10 protein-coding genes are annotated in these 19,823 nt (G+C 56.6%); 6 read left to right on the top strand and 4 right to left on the bottom strand.

Going from position 1 to position 19,823, the window contains the following annotated elements:
- Positions 1–96: 96 nt before the first annotated feature.
- Entirely contained in the window at positions 97–834 is a 738-nt protein-coding gene (locus HDF15_RS06865) for a GntR family transcriptional regulator (protein ID WP_184253991.1), read from the bottom strand.
- Positions 835–963: 129 nt separating this feature from the next.
- Here HDF15_RS06865 and HDF15_RS06860 point away from each other — a divergent pair, with 129 nt between their 5' ends.
- Genes HDF15_RS06860 through HDF15_RS06840 form a run of 5 tightly spaced genes read left to right on the top strand, consistent with a single transcriptional unit; the run spans position 964 to position 5,514 of the window.
- Positions 964–1,914, top strand: a complete 951-nt coding sequence (locus HDF15_RS06860) for a proline racemase family protein (RefSeq protein WP_184253989.1) — start codon at positions 964–966, stop codon at positions 1,912–1,914.
- A 1-nt stretch (position 1,915) separates the two neighbouring features.
- Positions 1,916–3,049 (top strand): FAD-binding oxidoreductase, encoded by a 1,134-nt coding sequence (locus tag HDF15_RS06855; RefSeq protein WP_184253987.1) that lies wholly within the window; start codon positions 1,916–1,918, stop codon positions 3,047–3,049.
- Complete coding sequence (locus HDF15_RS06850) at positions 3,042–3,287, top strand: 2Fe-2S iron-sulfur cluster-binding protein (RefSeq protein WP_184253985.1); 246 nt, start codon at positions 3,042–3,044, stop codon at positions 3,285–3,287. Before HDF15_RS06855 ends, HDF15_RS06850 begins: the two co-directional genes overlap by 8 nt.
- Entirely contained in the window at positions 3,287–4,594 is a 1,308-nt protein-coding gene (locus HDF15_RS06845; protein WP_221314314.1) for an FAD/NAD(P)-binding oxidoreductase, read from the top strand. The genes HDF15_RS06850 and HDF15_RS06845 overlap by 1 nt, the downstream gene beginning before the upstream one ends.
- Positions 4,591–5,514, top strand: a complete 924-nt coding sequence (locus HDF15_RS06840; protein WP_184253982.1) for a dihydrodipicolinate synthase family protein — start codon at positions 4,591–4,593, stop codon at positions 5,512–5,514. The genes HDF15_RS06845 and HDF15_RS06840 overlap by 4 nt, the downstream gene beginning before the upstream one ends.
- Positions 5,515–6,002: 488 nt before the next feature.
- Here the strand turns inward: HDF15_RS06840 and HDF15_RS06835 are convergent, their stop codons facing one another.
- Positions 6,003–9,893, bottom strand: a complete 3,891-nt coding sequence (locus HDF15_RS06835) for a carboxypeptidase-like regulatory domain-containing protein (RefSeq protein WP_184253980.1) — start codon at positions 9,891–9,893, stop codon at positions 6,003–6,005.
- Positions 9,894–10,534: 641 nt separating this feature from the next.
- Positions 10,535–14,371, bottom strand: coding sequence for a carboxypeptidase regulatory-like domain-containing protein (locus HDF15_RS06830; RefSeq protein WP_184253978.1), 3,837 nt, complete (start codon positions 14,369–14,371; stop codon positions 10,535–10,537).
- A gap of 654 nt (positions 14,372–15,025) precedes the next feature.
- On the opposite strand from HDF15_RS06830, the gene HDF15_RS06825 reads away from it, so the two are divergent.
- Positions 15,026–16,600, top strand: coding sequence for a glycoside hydrolase family 27 protein (locus HDF15_RS06825; RefSeq protein WP_184253976.1), 1,575 nt, complete (start codon positions 15,026–15,028; stop codon positions 16,598–16,600).
- Between the two features lie 393 nt (positions 16,601–16,993).
- On the opposite strand, the gene HDF15_RS06820 is transcribed toward HDF15_RS06825, so the two are convergent.
- Positions 16,994–19,777: a DUF5695 domain-containing protein gene (locus HDF15_RS06820; RefSeq protein WP_184253974.1), complete on the bottom strand. Its 2,784-nt coding sequence runs from the start codon at positions 19,775–19,777 to the stop codon at positions 16,994–16,996.
- Between the last annotated feature and the right edge of the window lie 46 nt (positions 19,778–19,823).

Genomic DNA, 19,823 nt, shown 5'->3' with positions numbered 1-19,823 from the left:
CTTTATTACCCGTCCTGAATGTCCGGGCTAAAGCCCGGACCTATCTCAAAAGCAAAGACAAAGCTGATAGGTCAGATTTAGAAACTATCTAACCATTTACCAACTGCCGCGCTCTCCAAAGATCTCGATCACATGGCCAAGACGTTCCGAACCTTTGAGCCAATTCACCTGCAGGCCATTCTCAACACGATCGGGATCGCCGGCAAGGATCGCGCGAACGATCTCGTCATGCTCTGCTACCGAGAGATGCAGATCCTTGATGATCGAGCTTGCATACAGCCGCCAGTAGCGCTCCGTCTGCGGCTCGATCGCCTTGTGCAGCGTGGTCATGCGAGCGCCCGCGCCGTACTTGATGATGAGGCGATGGAACGAACGATCGTTCTCGAAGATCTCTCCCGGATGGCCGTCACGGTCTTTCGAGATCACTTCGAGACGCTCGTTGAGCTCCTGCAGTTGCGCAGCAATATCTTTACGCTCTGCCGTCGGCAGCGCAGCAATTCCCCGCCCCGCAATCCCTTCAAGCCTTCCAATAATCAGGTAAAGCTCATTCGCGTCCTCTTTCGTAAGAGGAGCGACGATCATGCGTGACTTCTTCACGTTGCGGTGCTCGAGAATATAGCCTTCGCGCTGCAGCCAGTGGATGGCTCCGCGGACAGGAGTCCTGCTCATATTCAAGCGTTCGGCGAGTTCAGCTTCGAGGATCCAGGTGCCTGGCGAGAGCCGGCCGTGAACGATCAGTTCGCGAATCTCTCGAAACGCAGTTAGCAAACTGGTGCCGTGCTCGGCTTTCTCTCGGGGAAGGGCCACGCCTGCGCTCTCTTTTTTCTTTTTCATGGGTGTTCCGGGTGCTGTAGACAATAGATTTGTGCTCCAGTGACACTGTACCTTTTTTTCACATTTGAGAGGTACGAATTTTAGTTTGAGAATGTATCCAAAATCGTCGACAACGCGGTATTATTTCTTATGGAAATCAGGCAGTCCGTCCATGTAATCGACTCCCATACCGAAGGTGAGCCGACCCGAGTTGTAATCTCCGGGGGACCCGACCTCGGAGATGGGCCTCTCCCCGAGCGTTTGCAGCGGTTTTCGAGTCAATTTGACCACTTTCGTTCCGGGATCGTGTGTGAACCGCGTGGTTCCGAGGTGGTTGTAGGCGCACTTCTGCTGAAACCCGTGCAACCGGACTCCTCGGCCGCCGTCATCTTCTTTAATGATGTTGGTTATTTAGGCATGTGCGGCCATGGAACCATCGGCGTATTGACGACCCTAGCCCATCTTGGCCGGATTGGGGTGGGCCTGCACAATATCGAGACCCCGGTGGGCACCGTGCAGGCTACGCTCCACCAGGACGGAAGTGTCACCGTCGAAAATGTGCCGAGCTATCGCTATCGTTCCAAGGTAGAGATCGATGTACCGGGATATGGCAGCTTTACCGGCGATATCGCGTGGGGTGGAAACTGGTTCTTTCTCGTGGAGGAAGCCCCCTGCTCGCTGACGACCGCAAATCGAGCGAAGCTCATCGAAGTTTCTACAGCTATCCGTGAAGCCCTGCATGCAAACGGCGTGACCGGGGCCGACCGAGCCTATATCGACCACATTGAGTTTTTCTCGGAGCCCGAAGACGAACTCAACTCCGCGCGAAACTTTGTGCTTTGCCCCGGCGCCTCGTTCGATCGCTCTCCCTGCGGCACCGGAACCAGCGCCAAGATGGCTTGCCTCTACGATGACGGCAAACTCGCGCCCGGAACCATATGGAAGCAGGAGAGCCTTCTGGGCACCGTCTTTCAGGGCTCCGTCCGCGAAGGTAGCGATGGACAGGTGAACCCCAGTATTCGCGGACATGCGTGGGTAACGGGTGAATCGAGATTACTGTTTGCTGAGGATGATCCCTTTTCACGAGGAATCAAGTTCTGAGATGAAATGCTTTGATGTCCTGATTATCGGCGCCGGAATTGTCGGTAGTGCCGTAGCCCGCGAGTGTGCACTGCTGGGTTGGCGCGTCGGTGTCATCGAAGGCGGTACGCCAGCCGGGGCAGCCACTGCTGCGGGAATGGGGCACGTAGTCGTGATGGACGATTCGGCGGCACAGCTTGCGCTGACCGCGTTCTCTCGTTCGTTGTGGCGCGCGGAGTCGACGAAGTTTCCCAAATCGGTGGAGTACGAGGGCCGCGGAACGATATGGGTGGCCGCCGATGAAGAAGAGATGGCCGAAGTCGGCACACGGCAAAAGGTGTACGAAGAAGCCGGTATCGCAGCGAGCCTTCTAACGGCAGCAGAACTTGCAAAGCAGGAACCGAATCTGCGCCATGGCCTGGCGGGAGGGTTGCTCGTGCCTGATGATGGCGTGGTGTATCCGCCAGCGGCAGCAGCTTTCTATTTGGCTGAAGCCAAGCGCCTGGGTGCAGAGGTGTTCTATGCGAGGGCCTTATCGGCTTCGCACAAACAGGTACGTCTCAGCGATGGCACAGAACTCACGGCTGACCGTATCGTGTTGGCCGTGGGAACGGAGTGCGATCTGCTTCCTGCGCTGCCCATTCAAAAGCGCAAAGGGCATCTCATCATCACGGATCGCTATCCGAATTTTCTTCACCATCAACTGGTGGAGCTTGGTTACCTCAAAAGCGCGCACAAGGTAACGGACGATTCGGTTGCGTTCAACATTCAGCCGCGGCAGACCGGGCAGTTGCTGCTGGGCTCTTCCCGGCAGTATGGCAATGAGCAGCCGGAAGCAGAAGCAGAGATGCTGCGACGCATGATCGACCGCGCGAAGCAGTACATGCCCGCGCTGGAAAAGCTCTCTGTGCTGCGAGTATGGACAGGCTTTCGTGCCGCGACAGCCGACAAGCTCCCGCTGATCGGGCCGGCGGCGGGACTTTCCGAAGACAGCTCGTTATGGCTTGCCGCAGGCTTTGAAGGACTCGGCATTACGAACGCGCCAGGAGCAGCCCGGCTCCTGGTCGATGGAATGCTTGGGCGCGAATCGGCCATTGATGCCACTTCTTATCTGCCTATACGACTCACGGAACCGGCAAGGCTTGCCCATGCCTAAGCTTCTTTCCATCCTCATCAACAACGTGACCTGCCAGGTTGCACCGGGCACCACGGTTGCCGCCGCCATGTTGCTGGCGCAGCAGCCGAGCCGGATCTCCGTCGACGGAGATCCCCGCGTAGCTCTTTGTGGCATGGGCATCTGCTTTGAGTGCCGTGCCGTGGTGAATGGCACATCGCATCGGCGCACCTGCCAGATGCTGTGCGAAGACAACATGACCGTGGAGACAAACTCGTGATGCGCGCGGAGGTTCTGGTCATCGGGGCTGGCCCCGCCGGCATCGCTGCGGCCACAGCGGCGGCTGAAAACGGATGCAAAGTCATCGTGCTCGACGATAACGTCACCGCTGGTGGCCAGATCTGGCGTGGTGCGACCGTCGACTCTGCGAACACACAGGATGTTGCGAAGCAGAGAGCGATGGAGAGGCTTCAGCGGTCCGGAGCCCAGGTGCTCAACGGCCGCAGCGTATTTAGCGCAGACGCCTCAGGGACCGTGCAGACCTTGCAGGAAACTGCTTCCGGCAACGTAGTGGAGCAGTTCCACTTCGAGAAGTTGGTCCTCGCGACCGGCGCGCGCGAACGGTTTCTACCTTTTCCAGGATGGACGCTTCCAGGCGTCTTCGGCGCTGGCGGTCTGCAGGCCCTGGTCAAGGGAGGCTACTCCGTCGCAGGGAAAAAGATAGTCGTAGCGGGTACAGGTCCCCTGCTCCTTGCGGTTGCCACCCATCTTGCAGAGGACGGCGCTGTGATTTCAAGCGTCCTGGAGCAAGCTACGTTGGCGCAGCTGGCTCCCTTTGCCGCATCGCTCTGGACGCATCCTGCGAAGCTGGTGCAGGGCGCGCGCTTTCGCGTCAAGCTCTGGAAGACGCCGTACCGCGCTGGCTGCTGGGTGATCGAAGCGATTGCTGGAAGCGGACAAACGTTGGCGTCTGTCCGCGTCACCGACGGCACGCGCACCTGGACTGAGCCCTGCGACCTGCTGGCTTGCGGATACCACCTCGTGCCCAACACAGAGATCGCAGCATTTCTCGGCTGCGCGTTCCGCGAGAGCTTTGTACAGGTCGATAGCGCGCAGCGCACCTCACTGCCGAATGTATTCTGCGCGGGAGAGCCTGCGGGCATTGCAGGGCTCGAAGCAGCGCTGGTGCAAGGTGAGATCGCCGGATTAGCCTGCGCTGGCCGCAGCCATGCGTCCCTGCAAAGACGCTCAGCCGCTGAACGGGCCTTCGGCGACAGGATGGAAAAAGCCTTTGCCTTACGTGCGGAACTGCGGTCGCTGCCGCGTCCCGACACGATCGTGTGCCGGTGCGAGGACGTTCCGTTTGCGCGCCTGCAGGGCCACCAGGGATGGACCGACGCAAAGCTGCAGACGCGATGCGGCATGGGTCCGTGCCAGGGCCGCATCTGCGGTCCAGCCATCGAACAGCTTCTGGGATGGAGGCCTGTCTCCATACGGCAGCCCCTCTTTCCCGTTCCCCTTCAGGCGTTCTGCTTTCCGGACGCTAGCGAAAACAACACAACCGAATTGATTAAGGAGAAAGCATGAACTGGTCTGGCGTACTACCGGCAATGACAACCCCCTTCGACACGAACCTGAAGGTAGATCACAAATTTTTGGCGCAACATGCAGCATGGCAACTGGGCAATGGTTGCGAGGGACTCGTCATGCTGGGCTCGCTCGGCGAAGGCGCGACCCTCGAGCATGACGAGAAGATCGACATCCTGAAGACAGCCGTGCGTGTCGCTGGAAAGAAGCCTGTGGTTGCGGCTATCTCTTCCCTCTCCACCCATGGCGCTGTGCGCCTGGCGAAAGAAGCAGAAGAGGCTGGATGTTCCGGCCTGATGGTATTGCCGCCGTATGTTTACACCTCCGACTGGCATGAGATGAAACAGCATGTAGCGACGGTGATCGGTTCGACGAAGCTGGAGTGCATGCTCTACAACAATCCGGTGGCGTATAAGACTGACTTCCTGCCGGCAGAGATTGCTGAGCTCGCCAACGAACACGCGAACCTCAAGGCCGTGAAGGAGTCAAGCGCGGATGTGCGGCGCGTCTCTGCTATTCGCGAAGTGCTTGGCGATCGCTTGCGCATCTGCGTAGGTGTGGATGACGTACTGGTAGAGGGCGTCGGCGCCGGTGCTGTTGGCTGGGTCGCAGGTCTCGTCAACGCGTATCCTGCCGAGTCGGTTCGACTCTTCGAGCTCGCAAAAGAGGGCAAGCACAAGGAAGCCTTCGAACTCTATCGCTGGTTCCTGCCGCTGCTGCGCTTGGATACCGTGCCGAAGTTTGTGCAGCTCATCAAGTGGGTACAGGAGAAGGCAGGCGTGGGCTCGGCCCGCGTTCGCGCTCCTCGCCTGGAGCTGCACGGCGCAGAGCTGAAGGCCACAATTGCGATCTTCGAGAAGGCCCTGGCGGAGCGTCCGTCCGTCAACGAAAAGCCATTCGCGGACTTTGCTGGAGCATAACTCGTTCGCTTTACTAACAAAGGCCGCACAGATTTCTGTGCGGCCTTTTATTGGTCTGATGGGTCATTCATTCGTCGAAAGATAGGGGCGCTCAGCACGGCGCGAAGCGCGTTCCCTGATGCTTCAGCGTCGGGGAGACGGAGGGAGCCGTAGCCTTTAGGCTACGGAAATCAGGCTTAGGAAAGATATGGCCTTTAGGCCCGGGCCTTCTTTTCGGCTGCGGACAAAAGGCCCGGGGCTAAAGCCCAATGCTTGCATGGCCCCTTATTCCGTAGCCTAAAGGCTACGGCTCCCTCCGACCCGCGACGCTAAAGCGTCACGGTTTGCGCTTCGCGCTGTGTTGAACAGGACATCATGTTCAACGAACCAAAGATTCAGGACACTTGATCCTATCTTTCCTATCGTTGAATTGGGTCATCCAAAATGACTCACAAAAAAACGGGCTTGTGCCATGGAACCGGCACAAGCCCAGGTACGGCATCGAGAAATTAGAAAGTAACGTTAGCCCGGAGCTCAATACGACGCGCTGCCTGCGCGGTCGTACTGGTGGTTCCGAAGGTTGAACTCTGGGTGCTCAAGACGGTGGAGGCAGTGCTCGTAATCCACTCGGGATGGTTGAAGGCATTGAGGAAGATACCCTGAAGGTTAATATGGACTGCCCTGAAGATGGGTAGGTCCTTCGTTGCTGCAAGATCGAAGTTGTTCCACTTCGGTCCATAGATAAAGGGCAGATTCCCTTCGGTACCAGGGGTCGTATTGGGCACAACGTAGTTGGGATTTGCGGTGCTCGTGCCTTGGAACTTTGATCCGATGAAGTTTACATACGTGTTGCCGGGCTTAGAGCGAGTGATGCCTACCGACTTCTGGATATCGTGCGCTGAAGTGCCGCCGACGAAGGTGACGCCGCCATCCGAAGCCGAGTTGATGGTGGAGGAGAGGCCGCCGGTAAGAGCAAACGGGGCTCCGCTCTGGTAGATGAAGATCATGCCTGCCGTCCAACCTCCAACGACATAGTTCGTGAGCTTGCCTTGGCTCAGGAAAGCCTTGTTCTTGCCAAAGGGAAGAGCATAGGTCCCGCTGGCTTTGAGCGCGTGACGGGTGTCGTACGAGATCGGCTGATAGTTATAGTGCAGGTTGTGCAGCGTGATGACCGACGCTGCGTTTCCAATAGATCCAGCAGCCTCGTTCGAGGAGAAGCCGAGCGTTTTGCCGTAGGTATAGTTGACGTTCAGATCGAGACCGTGTGAGACCTTCTGACGGAACTCCATCTGAAGTGAGTTGTAGTTGGACGAACCCTTGCTGCTCGTGAGACTGGCACCGGATCCCTCGAGGTAGGGATTGACCTGAAACAGGTTGCTGGGGAAGTTAGATCCCATCGGGGAAGAAGCTACAGCCTTGCACGGCGCGAAGGCCTGGCTCACGACGTTGCAGAAGTAGGTTTCGTTGTTCGCAATGGCTGCGGCCAACCCTCCAAGAGAGCCGTTTTTGAGCAGAGTTACATAGCTGCCGTTCGTGAATCCGCCGGCAGAGGCACCAGCAAAGGCAGCACTCAGGATCGGCATAGCAGGGCCGCCGCCGCGGTTACTGAAGTCGTTGGGGTGCCCTGCTGCCGCATTGATGGCGAGATTGCGCTGTGCCGCAGTGAAGTCCTGGTAGAAGCCATTATTGAGCGAATTGATTTCGTTATAGTTGATCGCAATCCAATCGTGGATGCTGCGATTTCCGACGTACCGGATTTCAAACGCGCTGGAATGACCGATCTGCCGTTGGATACCGAGAGTGTAGGACTCAACATACGGTTGCTTGATATTAGGATCGATGGCAGCCGGTGCTCCTGAGCCCTTGAAGAACAGCGATGACTGAGGAATGGTCGTCTGGTAGGTAGCGGGCGACGCAAAGAATGGTCCCATCGTCGGAATCGTCGCTGTATTGACGCAGTTGGCAATGTACCCGGTGCAGGAAGAAGGCGGAGTCACAAGCTTGATTGACCCGGGGGTGTAGTATTGCGGGCCAACGGTATTGCTGGCCGTCAGGCTATTGTTATTGAAAAAGTTATAGCCCGAGTTGGAAGCGGCCTGCCAGAAGCTCTGCCCACCCTCGGTGTAGTTCTTCAGGGTATAACTGCCGCGGATCACCGTCTTGCCGGCTCCAAAAAGCTTGCCTAAGAAGCTTTCGTCTCCGCTGGGATTCCAGGCAAAACCGATCTGTGGCTGTGGCAATACAAGACTCGAGTTGTACTTATGCTGGGACGTTGTATAAAGCGGATTCGGACTTCCTGAGTCAGCACCGGGCTGGAAGATATTCATGTAACCCGAGGAACCGAACAGGTCGGCGGCCGAAGGTCCCGTGTATCCGAGATGGGCGTCGTGGATGTCGCTGATGAAGTCCCAGCGCAGACCATAGTTCAAGGTCAGACCGGGTTGCGCGCGCCATGAATCCTGCACATAGAGCCCACCACCCAAGGATTTTTCATCGAGGAAGTAGGACCCCGGAGTGGTATACGTTCCGGTCGCAGGGTTGACAGGTAATCCATAACTGGCGCTCGTAACACGGCCGTCGAGCCAGCCATACAGGGCTGTGACATCACCCTGTGCACCGCTGAGATTGCCGGGAAGATTTCCACTCGCTCCGCTGGTAGGAACGAGACTGTTGATCGCGTTGAAGGCGGGGTCCTGGCTAATCAACCCGAGATTAATAGTGGTGGGCCCATCCGCTGGATTGTAAAAGTGATCCTGCTGATGCCAGAAGTTACCGCCAAACTTGATCGTGTGACTTCCCTTTTGCCAGCTCACATCATCGTTGCCCTGGAAGTAGGGATAGTAGTTTCCCTGCGGGACAATCGGGAAGTTGCCGCTTTGAATGCCCTGGAAGTTGTAGTTCGTGTTGCCTTGCGAAGCTACATCGAAGCCCGACGCGGAAGGACTGTTGAGACTATGCGTATAGAGGAAGCCTGCCTTGAACTGATTGACCAGGGTCGGCGTGACGGTATAGTCAACTCCAACCGCGGCTACATAGTTCTGGGAGAAAGAGCCCGTAGTCTTGATCTGGAAGCCGCCGGGAAGCGGGTCCTGATAGATGCCGTTGTTTGTGTTTCGAGTAAGGTTGGCGGAGACACTGATCTGGAGTCTCGAAGTAACGGTATAGTCGAGCCGTCCACTGGGATAGAAGATCGTGTTCTTCGCCGGTACCGCGAAGTTCAGCGTCCTGGTGTTGAGTTGGGTTGTTCCCTGCGTGAAGGTGCCGTCCTGGTACACCCCTTGATTGAGATTCTGCTGGAATAAAACTCCGCCATTGACGTTCGGATCAAGGCCGGCAGCGCCGGCTCCCTGCAGGACGTTGATCGTTGAAACGCCACCGCCTGCGTTGAAGTAGTTATAGTTTCCCGCCAGCGCGGACATCGTCGGAAGAACCGTAGAGATCGTATTGGAGTTAGGGGAGATGCGCGCGGAGAAATTGGCAAAGAAGAAGAGCTTGTCCTTGAAGATCGGACCGCCGATCGAACCGCCAAAGTCGTTGATGAGGAGATGCGGCTTCGGCAGGCGAGGAGTCTGAAAGCCATATGACCAGGGAAAGGCGTTCAACGACTCGTCCTGGTGGTTCTCAAAGAGGCTTCCATGAAACTTGTTGGTGCCACGCTTAGTCACAAAGAGCGTCTGCGCGGCGCTTTGACCACCGCCTTGGCTGGGTGGCAGCTCGCCACTTTGCACCGTGAACTCCTGGATGTTTTCAACGCGGAAGGTAATAGCTGAGCCCGAACCGCTCCCCGCCTTTCCTCGCGATGAGGTTGAATTGATGCCGTCGAGATTTGCCTGATACCCGGCCTGCGGGGTGCCATTGAAGGTGCCAGTGCCGTTGCCGGTAGCGGACGCATATCCGGGCGAAAGTGCCTGCAGCGCGATCAGGCTCCGGTTGGCGACAGGCAGGTTGTTCACTTCCTCGAGGTTGATGGAGGTGGAAAGCGTGTTCGAAGAGGTCTCAAGGACCGGCACGGACAGGGCGGATACATCGATCTTCTGGGTGTCGCTGCCGACCTTGAGGGCGATGTTCAAGGGTGTCGCAACGCCGGCCTGCACGAGAATCTTGTCGTAGGAGAGGCTGCTGAAGCCAGGATGATCTACGGTCAGGCTATAAGTCGAGGGAGGCAGCGCGTCAAAGGTGTACGTGCCGGACTTTAGCGTCGTGCCCTCGTGGGTGACGTTCGTCTCATTGTCACGTAGCACCAGGTGTGTGCCAGCCAGGAGCGCTTTCGTGGCGTCCGTAGTTTGGACGGTAATGGATCCGTCTGTCGTCTGAGCCGAAGCCACGAAGGCTGTGAGAGAAAAGATGGCTCCTGCCATCCAGGTACAGAGCAGCGCGCCGTTTAAAAGTCTCTTAATCATGAGAATCACCTTGGCTAATGTATTCAAAATAGTATTTATTGAAGCACGTAAACATTCATCTACAGAGGTGCACTCTGTCAATAGTTTTTCATCTCAGCGCAAGATTTCTTATTCGTCATCCCAGTACGATCAGAGCTTGGTGCAGTCCTAACGGGTTGGGCCGACTGCGAAAATTTTCCGTAAATGACACAATCAGCTGTTGTTATCCTGGGCATCCCGTAAATACATGAACCTACTCCGGGATAAGTGAGCCGCATTTCGCGCCTATTTCTTTTCCTCTATATCTGTCATTTGAAAGTTCATAATTGGATTCTTTAACATAAGAAATCTATAAATGTAGCTTCTCTTTCTCAGGTACTGCACACCCTAAAAGGGGTATGGATCTCTCTTGAAATGCGGAAAAGTCTGGCGAGCACTTTATTCACAATCGTCAGTAACTGGTGAGAGTTTCTTATGCATCATTGATTTCGAACTTCTACGGGCATCCTGGCCCTTTTCCGAGCTGCCTGCTCGTGGAAACTCAGCCTTCTTTCGCCCAGACAAACCTAAACGGACATTGGGATGCACGTACGGCCCCATAGTGAGAAAAGGCCTTCTCCATGATTGAGATGGAGAAGGCCCGTTTGGATCAATCTATTTATCTAGAACCGGAAGTTGCCGCGGAGCTCTATATTTCTCGGGCTGTTGGCAGTTGTACTTGTGGTTCCGAAGGTAGTGTCCTGCACGCCTGTATCCATGCCGTTCCATGCCGTATGGTTGAAGACGTTCAGGAACTCGGCCTGCAGAGTCAGGTTCATGCTTTTATAAACGGGAACGACCTTCGTGAGCGCCGCATCTGTATTGATCCACTTAGGATCATGCAGCCACAGCAGGTAAGCGAAGGTTCCAGCATTGAAGTTCGGACTGATATAGGCGTTGTTCGCCTGTCCCGCACCCGTATAGTACTTCGGATCGAACAGGTTCACCCACGGATGACCGTTTGAGGGCCGGATGTGGATCTGCTTTTGCAGTTGAGCAGGAGTAACACCGATCAAAGAGATACCGGAGTCGCTGGTGTTTGTCGTTTCGGTGCCGCCGTTGAATAGATGCGGATCGCCACTCTGATAAGTAATGATCGTACCCAGAGTCCATCCGCCGATCACAGAATCTACAACACGGTTTGTATGGCTGAAGAACTGTCGATTGCGTCCGAAGGGCAGGTCGTAGGTGCCGCTGACGTGCAGCACATTCCGTATATCGAAGGCACTAGGGAAATAGTTCAGTCGCTTGTTTCTTAGCGTATAGAAGCCGGGAGCACTGTTCCCCTGGCCGCCATAGATGCCGGGAGCTGTACTTCCCTGCACGCTGGTTCCCAGCGACTTGGCATAGGTGTAATTCGCATTGAACTGCATGCCGTGATACGAGTGCTGACGGAAGTCGATCTGCAACGCGTTGTAGTTCGAGTATCCGGCGTTCGTCAGTTCCACGACCTCGCCATTGGCAACAAAGGGATTGGCCTGGAAGAAGTTGATGGGATACCCTCCGCCGCCAGTCGCTCCTGCAGCGCCACACGGAGCAAAATGGGCAGCGCCCACCAGGGAGCAGAGGTAGCTGGGATTGCTTGCCAGATAGTTTGCAAACGCTCCGGCCTGTCCCTGGTTCAGCCAGGTAATGAACTGGCTGTTCGTGAAGTTGCTCTGGAGACCGGTGCTGGCAAAGGCCTGGTTGAGGATCGGGGTTGGATTGTGTCCCTGGAACGTTGTCCCGCCGGACGCAACCAGGTTAGCCTGCGCGCCCTTGAACTCATTCAGGAAGCCATTCTCGAAGACGTTAATCTCATTGATATTCTGGCCGAGCCACTGATCTTTACCAACATTGCCGACATATCGCACTTCAATGACATTCTTGTCATTGATCGCATACTGGATGCCAAACTGCCACGACTCAACATAAGGCTGCTTGATGTGCGGATCGATCGTCGTAACCCAGTTACCAGAAAACGTTCCGAGTGACAGCGGGACCGTGTTGGAGAACGGAACCGGGAATTGAGCTGCTGTCGCCGGAGCGGCAGATTGTCCCAGCACGAACGAACCTGCGTTATAGAATCCGGCACCGGGTGCTGCGCTGGATGGAATGACGGGCACAGCCGTGTAGTTGTTCTGGAAGTTAGCTCCTCCGTTCGAGCCGAAGGTCCAGAAGTTCTGCGTGCCTTCGACGTAGTTTTTCAAGGTATAACTGCCGCGGATCACAGTCTTACCATTTCCGAACATACGTCCCGTCCAGCTGTTTGGATCTCCATGGGGACTCCAGGCGAAGCCGAAGTTCGGCTGCGGATGGACATAGGTAGGCGCATACGCCTGCGATGAGGTGCTCTCGGTTGGGTTCTGAACGCCCGACAACGTGCCCGGCATGAAGAGGTTGTTCACACCGGAAGGGCCCCAGAGATTCGCCACATCAGGGTGCGTGTAGAACCCTGTGAGATCCGTCGAAGCGCCGGTGAAGTCCCAGCGAAGGCCGTAGTTCAGGGTAAGAGTTGGCGTTGCTCTCCAGCTATCCATCGCGAACAACGCTGCCTGCGTCAACCGCTCGTGCAGGTCGAAGTCAGTATGAGGGTCGTACTGTTTTGTTTGAGTATTTACAAATTCACTCGTGCTGTAATAGTTGACGCGTCCGGTCAGAGATGCGTACAAGCCCTGCACATCTCCCTGAGCCGAGCTCGGAGCGTTTGCGGAAAGAGCATTGATCAGCGCATTTTGGACGGGATCGCCAGTAGCGATGCCATTTGCCGTAAAGCTGGGGACAAACAGATTGTTGTAGTAGTGGTCAGGTTCGCTACCTGCTTCTACACCGAAACCAATCGTATGATTTCCCTTTTGCCAGGTTGAATCGTCCTTCACAGCAATGGTGTCATACAACGATCCGCCTGAAAGAGAATTGAATGGATTGATGCCACTGGTCAGGCCAAAACCAAGAACGATATTCCCAGTATCGAACATGGAATCTGTAGGAATGCTTACACCTTGTGTGTTGTATTCAAAGTGCGTGTAGAGAAAAGCGGCACGGAATGCATTGACAAAAGAAGGGGTGATCGACCAGTCGAAGCCCGCGGTCGCCTGCCAGTTCTTGGTGAAGCTGCTGCCGGACTGATTGGCATAAGCCGCGCCAGGATAGGGCGGAGCCCCGGTGTTGGTGTAGTAGGAAGCGGTCTCGTTCGCCGTACCCGTCAACCGGAAGTTGTGGCTCACATCGTAATCGAGCCTGGCCGTCGGGTATTTGATGACCGTTGCGCCCTGAACAGGAAAGTTCAGGTTGTTGTGGTTCAGATCAAGCGGAGTGATCGTCGCTCCCCCCACACCATACGATGCCTGAGCAGTCGCAAATGCGGCCGCGATGGTGGGATTAAGCTGTCCCGTACAAGTCGGGCATCCGGCGCTCGCTCCGGCCTGAAGCACGTTGACAGTCTGCACCGCAGAGGAGCCTATGGGAATGTAGCTGTAGTTTCCAGCCAGAGCCGCGGCTGTCGGGATCTCCGTGCTGTGCGTGAAGCTGGAGGGCTGGCGGAAGTTCGACAAGCTGACAAAGAAGAACAGCTTGTCTTTCCACAGCGGTCCTCCGACGCTTGCACCGAAGTCATGAATAATCAGATCGGGCCGGGGCAGGCCGACATAGTTGTTGTACCAGGTGTTGGCGTTCAGGCCGCGACTGCGATAGTCCTCAAATAGCTGGCCATGAAACTTGTTCGTGCCGCGTTTGGTCGTAAATCCAATGTCCATCGTAGAGCTGCCGCCATGGCTGGCATCCAGTTCACTCGTTTGAACCGTCATCTCCTGCGTATCTTCCAGGAGTTGCGTGGTTGCTGAACCGTTGTCAGCAAATCCGCTGCTCTTATTGCGAGCGGTCATCGTGGAAAAACCGTTCGAGCTGACGTTAACCGCTCCGCCAGGAAGATTGTTGAAGTTGTTGTTAACGGCTCCCGGGACGAGAAATGCGAGAGGCCCCGCATCGCGACCGCCCAGAGGAAGCGAATCTACTTGCTTCAAATCGAGCGTTGTCGTCAGAGCATTCGAAGTCGAGTCCAGAATGGGTGAAACGTCGCTCGAAACCGAGACGCTGGTCGTCGCGGCTCCGATTTTCATAGCGACTTTCAGGTTCGATACCTGGTTCGTCTGGATCGTCACCAAAGGATAGACCTCTGTCTCAAAGCCATCCTTCGAGACAGTGAGGATGTATTGAGCAGGAGGAAGGTAAGGAATGACCACAGTACCTACGCCCCTGGTGACGCCGGTATGCACGTCGTTTGTTCCCAGATCCTTCAGTACGATCGTCGCGCCCGCGATGGCAGCCCCCGACGGATCCAGAACGGCGACGTTCAGGGAGCCGGTGGACAGATCCTGGGCCCACGCCGGCGGCGAGATCGCGGTGATGGACATGAAAAGGAGGATGGAGAAACAGGCAAAGATTGCTCCTGCCGTGCGTATGGCGAATCTGCTCAGAGACATAGGTCGAAGCCCCTCTTATGGTGTCTCCGCCATCTCGTGGCGGAGGGTTCGAGTTGGCGTTTCCAGCCAGTAAAGGTTTACTGACCAACCGCAAAGACTTTTGCTATCGCAGAAGCCCCGAAACAATCCACGAAAGCTAGTGCGGTCTAACGAAAATACTTTTTTGTTTCTTAGCGGATGCCAAATGACGTCAAGTCTCTTGATAATGAGAGTCTCTTGGCTTATGTATCCAAAATAGTATTTGTTCTGATACGTAAACATTCAGCTAAAGAGGTGCATTCTGTCAACAAGTTTTAATCCTGCCGCAAGATTTCTTGCACGTTATGGCTGTACCATCAGGGCCTAATGCAGTCCTGGCGAGCCCGGCGGCCGCATATTTTTTCCAGTAAACTGCACAATCAATGATGTTTACCGGAAAATACCGCAGATGCTGGAACCTGCTCCAAGGCTAGGGACCCGTATTTCGTGTTCATCTCTTTTTCCCACATCGTTACAAAAAAGTTCATAATTGGATTCTTAAACAAGAGAAAGTCATGAAAATGATTTCGCTTTCTCAAGTACCGCTCACCGTGAAAGGCGCTTGAGCTTCTCTTGAACACGAAAAGTTTGGCGAGCACTTTATTCACAATCATCAGCAACCAGGGAGAGTTTCTTATGCGTCATTTCTTTCGAGCTTCAACGAGCACTCTGGCCCTTTTACTGGGCTGCTTTCTCGTGGGAACTCAGCCTTCTTTCGCGCAGACAAATCTAAGCGGGTACTGGGACGCGCGCACACCGAACCCCGACGGCACCTTTCGCGACACCTACTTTGAGATTCAGCAGAGCGGCGAGACCCTCAGCGGCACGCTGATCCGGAGGCCGAATGGAATTCCAATCACCGGCACGTTCAAAGAGGGAGCGATCCATTTTGTGACGGTTCCTCCAACTCCGCCACCCCCGCCCGCAGGCGCAACCGCTCGTCCCGCACAGCGGCCGATTACCTTTGACGGGACCTATGAAGATGGCAAGCTGCTGCTTCAAACCCAGGGACGCAACGGCGTCATGAAATCCGTCGCGGAAAAAGTAACGAAGGAAGCGACCCTGCCTCCGGCGCCGCTGCCGTTGCCGGAGCTCAAAGACCTTCCCGACAACGGCCTGGCCCGGACGCCGCCGATGGGCTGGAATAGCTGGAACAAATTTGCAGGCAGGGTTGACGATGCCGCCGTGCGCGGGATGGCGGATGCCATGGTCTCCAGCGGTATGAGCAAGGCAGGCTACGTCTACATCAACATCGACGACACCTGGGAGCTGGGCCGCGACGCGAACGGCAACATCACCACGAACAAGAAGTTCCCGGACATGAAGGCGCTTGCGGACTACGTGCATTCGAAGGGCCTGAAGATCGGCATCTACTCAAGCCCCGGACCGAAGACGTGCGCGGGATATGAAGGAAGCTTCGGGCATGAGGTACAGGATGCGAAAACGTTTGCTGCGTGGGGTATCGATTACCTGAAGTACGACCTCTGCAGCGGGCTCGACATCTACAAGGACGATGCGCCGACGCTGCAGGCGATCTATCAGAAGATGGGCCAGGCGCTCCAGGAGACGAATCGGCCGATCATCTACAGCCTCTGCGAATACGGGCGGGCCTCTGTGTGGACGGGTTGGGGAACGAAGAGCGGTGGAAACCTCTGGCGCACGACCGGAGACATCTCCGATCGCTGGGATTCGATGGAGAAGATCGGCTTCAGCCAGATCAAGATCGCGGAATATGCCAAACCCGGGCACTGGAACGATCCCGACATGCTGGAGATCGGCAACGGCGGCATGACGGCCGACGAGTACAGGACGCACATGAGCCTGTGGTCGCTTCTGGCGGCTCCTCTCATCGCCGGCAACGACCTGCGCACCATGACGGATGAGACCAAGAGCATCCTCATGAACTCGGAGACTATCGCGGTCGATCAGGACCCCGAGTACAAGCCGGTTGTCTCCGTGTCGAGCGAGAACAAGGTTGAAGTGCTGATGCGCCCCCTGCACGATGGCTCGGTCATCGTCGGCCTCTTCAATCGCAACGACGCTCCCACAGACGCACAGTTTGCTCGCAGCATCTTGCCGGCAAACCTCACAGGTAAAAAGACGAAGGTGCGCGACCTCTGGAAACACGAGGACGTCAAGCTGGAAGGGGACACCTTCAAAGCAACTGTTCCGAGCCATGGCGTGGTGCTGTTGAAGATCAGCTCCCGCTAAAGCATTTTCAGCGATGGTGTGTTGTTGGAGTGAACTACCCTATGGCGCGAAGCGCAAACCGTGACGCTTTAGCGTTGCGGGGCGGAGGGTAAGGGAGGCAATCGCCTTTAGGCCACGGAATTAAGGGCAGGCAAGAATTGGGCTTTAGCCCCGGGCCTTTTGTTTGCAGCCGAAAGAAGGCCCGGGCCTAAAGGCCACATCTTTGCTAAGCCTGAATTCCGTAGCCTAAAGGCTACGGCTCCCTCCGACTCCCTGACGCTAAAGCGTCAGGGAATGCGCTTCGCGCTGTGCTGAACAGACCAGCATTCTTCAATGAACTAATGATGCACCACTCTAGACACCATGCAACGCAAAGATGGCCGGCAGGCTTCCTGCCGACCATCTTCGTTCCACTTACATCGTCTTCTCCCGCAGGACGACGGTCGTTTCCCTCATACCAAGCGGAATGACATTCGCTCCCGCATCGAGGTTTGTCTTCGCACCAAGCTCCCAGCCGGGCTTTGCGGCGGTCTGCTTCACTCGCAAGCGCGCCGTTGGGACCGAGGCGCTTGCAGCAGCCAGATGCAGCGCTACGGTCTTCTTCGCAGGGTCAAAGTCAACCGAAACAAGATGACCGGCATCGAGCGTAATCCAAAGCCCCAGCGGCGCGATGAAGAGATGGTTGCGCGAGGAATCGAGGATCGTCGCGTGAACGAGACCATGATGCTCCTCGACGTTGCCGCCGAAGCAGATCCAGCCCATCGCAGCATCATGCGTGAGGAAGGTTCCCGTATTGATGGCGTGGCCGAAGAAGTTCGGGCCGTAGTCTCCAGTGTAGGGATCGAACATCATCCGGTCCGGAAACGAGTGGAACGCTGCCGAAGCAAAGCCCTTCTCGTCGATGTTCGAGAGCGGTCCCATCACACCGCCGTACCCCGCGCGCAGCAGATAGAGATCATCCGGATGCGCGCGATACTCCTCGAGCAACGGGATCGCATTCAAGCCCGAGCCATAGTGATGAAGCTGCCGCTCGATGCGCGAGTACTTACTATCCCCGCCGTAGATGAAGTCCCAGTAGCGCCGCGCGCTCCCGTTGTACCCCCAGCTGGGAATGACAGGGTCGTACGCCAGAATCGCGTTGAGTGTAACGTCCGCCTTATCGTCATTGTGGAAGTAACGCGACCAGCCATAGACCTCTTCCTGGCCGGTGGAATCCCAAGGCATCTCGCTGCCAAAGGGATAGGCTTCTCCCTTCCAGCGGTCTGCTCGCGTGCGCATCACGGCCTCCAGCTTGTCGGCTTTCTCATTCCAGCCTTCGGCCCTCAGATCTTCCAGCAGATGCAGGAACACCGTGCCTTCCATCTGTCCGTAGCGTGTGTAGTAAGGCGCTTGCGAGACCATGGCCAGCGAGGTCTCATACGCCTGGTTGAGATACCAGTCCCAGGGATGCTTCACGACGAGCCCTTTGGTATTGCGCGCCGTGCGGTAGAGCGCCCAGTAGGCGGAGACCACGTGGGGATAGTTGTAAGAGCGTCCTACGTCGTCAGCACCTTTCTTGTCCCAACTCGTCCAGCTCTTCCAGTTCAGACCGGGATCATAGGTGAAGCCGGGCACGAGCGCGGGCTCATAGAAGAAGAGGCTCTTGTGGACACCGTACTTGTGATCTCCCTCACTGTTTTGCAGATGGCCCCACAGCACGCCATCGACATAGCTCTCCAGCTTGGCGACCTCTTCCGCATCGGGTTCGAGATACTCCTTCATCGCTGCAGCGAGCCATGATCCGGCTCCGGCTTCATCACTGAGACCGGCGATCCAGACGCGAGAGTCCTGGGTGACCTGTCTCCCGGCTTCGTTGTCGTAGCTGATGATGGAGGGCGAGCGATGAAACGGATCATCGGGCTGATCGAACCATTGCTGATGAAAGAGGAAGCGGCCCATATCCGCAATGGCTTCTCTCTCGGGCTTGATGGTGCGGTAGCCGATGCTCTGCACGGTGCCGTCGGCATAGGTGACGACCAGGCGGAAACGTCCCCACTGCTTGCCGCGCAGCGTATAGGCATGGAGACCCGCTGCATTGCGTCCGTCGTCGTGGATGGTCACGGCGTCTGCAGGTTCGCTAACAATAGACCGCACAGTCGAGCCATAGCGCAGGAAGAGCCGTGCGTCGACGTCCTGGGGCAGGATGTAGCCGGGAACACCGATGGCGACCGGCCGCTTATGCTCCGCGAGAGTGGCGTCGATGTGACGGACATCTGGGGCGACGATAAAGCGGACACCAAACGTTACGCTCTTTCCCGGAGCAAGCGTCTCGGAGGTTGCAGGATTCCATTCGCTGACGTCCTTCCACTCCGTCTGGGCGAAGCCTGCGGAGTGCACCATCCAGTCGTACGAGCCTTCGAAGGTCGTACCGCGCGGAGTGGGATCGTTGTCGAGGATGCCTTTCCCGGTTGCGCGGTCACGGCGGTCGAGGATGGGCTTCCACTCCTCGAACGGCGTGTGGCCGTCGGGCACAACGAGCAGCACCGGCCCAACGCCGCTCAGCCGTATGACCTGGACGTAGCCCGCGTCTTCTCCCATATAGGGATCGTAGAAACTGCACGTGCGATAAGACTGATCGAGCGTGCGCCCGTTCATGATGTTGTTGAACACCATCGGAATCCCGACGCCGCCAAGCTCGACCGGAGAGCCTGCGGTATTCGTGACCGTGAAGCGCAGCACGAGGTCGCCACGCTCGACAGCCCAGGTGCGGACGACCTTCAGAGGCGTTCCCTCGGGCAGGCTCGATGTAACGTCGCTGACGAAGTGCGTGTCATCGGAAGCCACGACAGTGGCGGGCGCGCGGTGGAAGGCAGTGGAGACATCTGTCCAGCCGGTGGCACCCGCGGTGCGAATCCGTAGATCGAGATCGCCCAAGTGGTAGAAGGTGTCTGCGGATCGCTCTTTAAGGCGGTCGCCTGGAGTGTAGTCCAGCGTCCCATCGGCCTTGGGCGTCAGTTGCGCAACCGTGCCCGAATATTTGAGCAGGCGGATGCTGAGAGCGGGAGAAGTTAACGTCACCTCGCCCCCATCGATCATCGGCCCCGGAGGAAGCACGCGGGGACCGCGCGGCGGTGTTTGCGCTGACGCTGTAAGACACGCAATAAGAGCTAGCCCAACAAGCTGAAAGGAGCCTGTTCGCCGGAAGTTTTGAACGCGCATTGAATACCTCGACTGAATGGATGTATTGCGTATAAAAGCCGCCTGT

This window comes from Granulicella mallensis, assembly GCF_014203225.1.
GTDB classification, from domain to species: Bacteria; Acidobacteriota; Terriglobia; order Terriglobales; family Acidobacteriaceae; genus Granulicella; species Granulicella mallensis_A.
Note: the sequence above shows the minus strand (reverse complement) of the source record. Positions and strands in the feature narration are given on the sequence as shown.

Coding starts and splice junctions, on each gene's coding strand:
- HDF15_RS06830 (WP_184253978.1), bottom strand. CDS start 14,371: ATGTCTCTGAGCAGATTCGCCATACGCACGGCAGGAGCAATCTTTGCC.
- HDF15_RS06820 (WP_184253974.1), bottom strand. CDS start 19,777: ATGCGCGTTCAAAACTTCCGGCGAACAGGCTCCTTTCAGCTTGTTGGG.
- HDF15_RS06845 (WP_221314314.1), top strand. CDS start 3,287: ATGCGCGCGGAGGTTCTGGTCATCGGGGCTGGCCCCGCCGGCATCGCT.
- HDF15_RS06860 (WP_184253989.1), top strand. CDS start 964: ATGGAAATCAGGCAGTCCGTCCATGTAATCGACTCCCATACCGAAGGT.
- HDF15_RS06850 (WP_184253985.1), top strand. CDS start 3,042: ATGCCTAAGCTTCTTTCCATCCTCATCAACAACGTGACCTGCCAGGTT.
- HDF15_RS06835 (WP_184253980.1), bottom strand. CDS start 9,893: ATGATTAAGAGACTTTTAAACGGCGCGCTGCTCTGTACCTGGATGGCA.
- HDF15_RS06840 (WP_184253982.1), top strand. CDS start 4,591: ATGAACTGGTCTGGCGTACTACCGGCAATGACAACCCCCTTCGACACG.
- HDF15_RS06865 (WP_184253991.1), bottom strand. CDS start 834: ATGAAAAAGAAAAAAGAGAGCGCAGGCGTGGCCCTTCCCCGAGAGAAA.
- HDF15_RS06855 (WP_184253987.1), top strand. CDS start 1,916: ATGAAATGCTTTGATGTCCTGATTATCGGCGCCGGAATTGTCGGTAGT.
- HDF15_RS06825 (WP_184253976.1), top strand. CDS start 15,026: ATGCGTCATTTCTTTCGAGCTTCAACGAGCACTCTGGCCCTTTTACTG.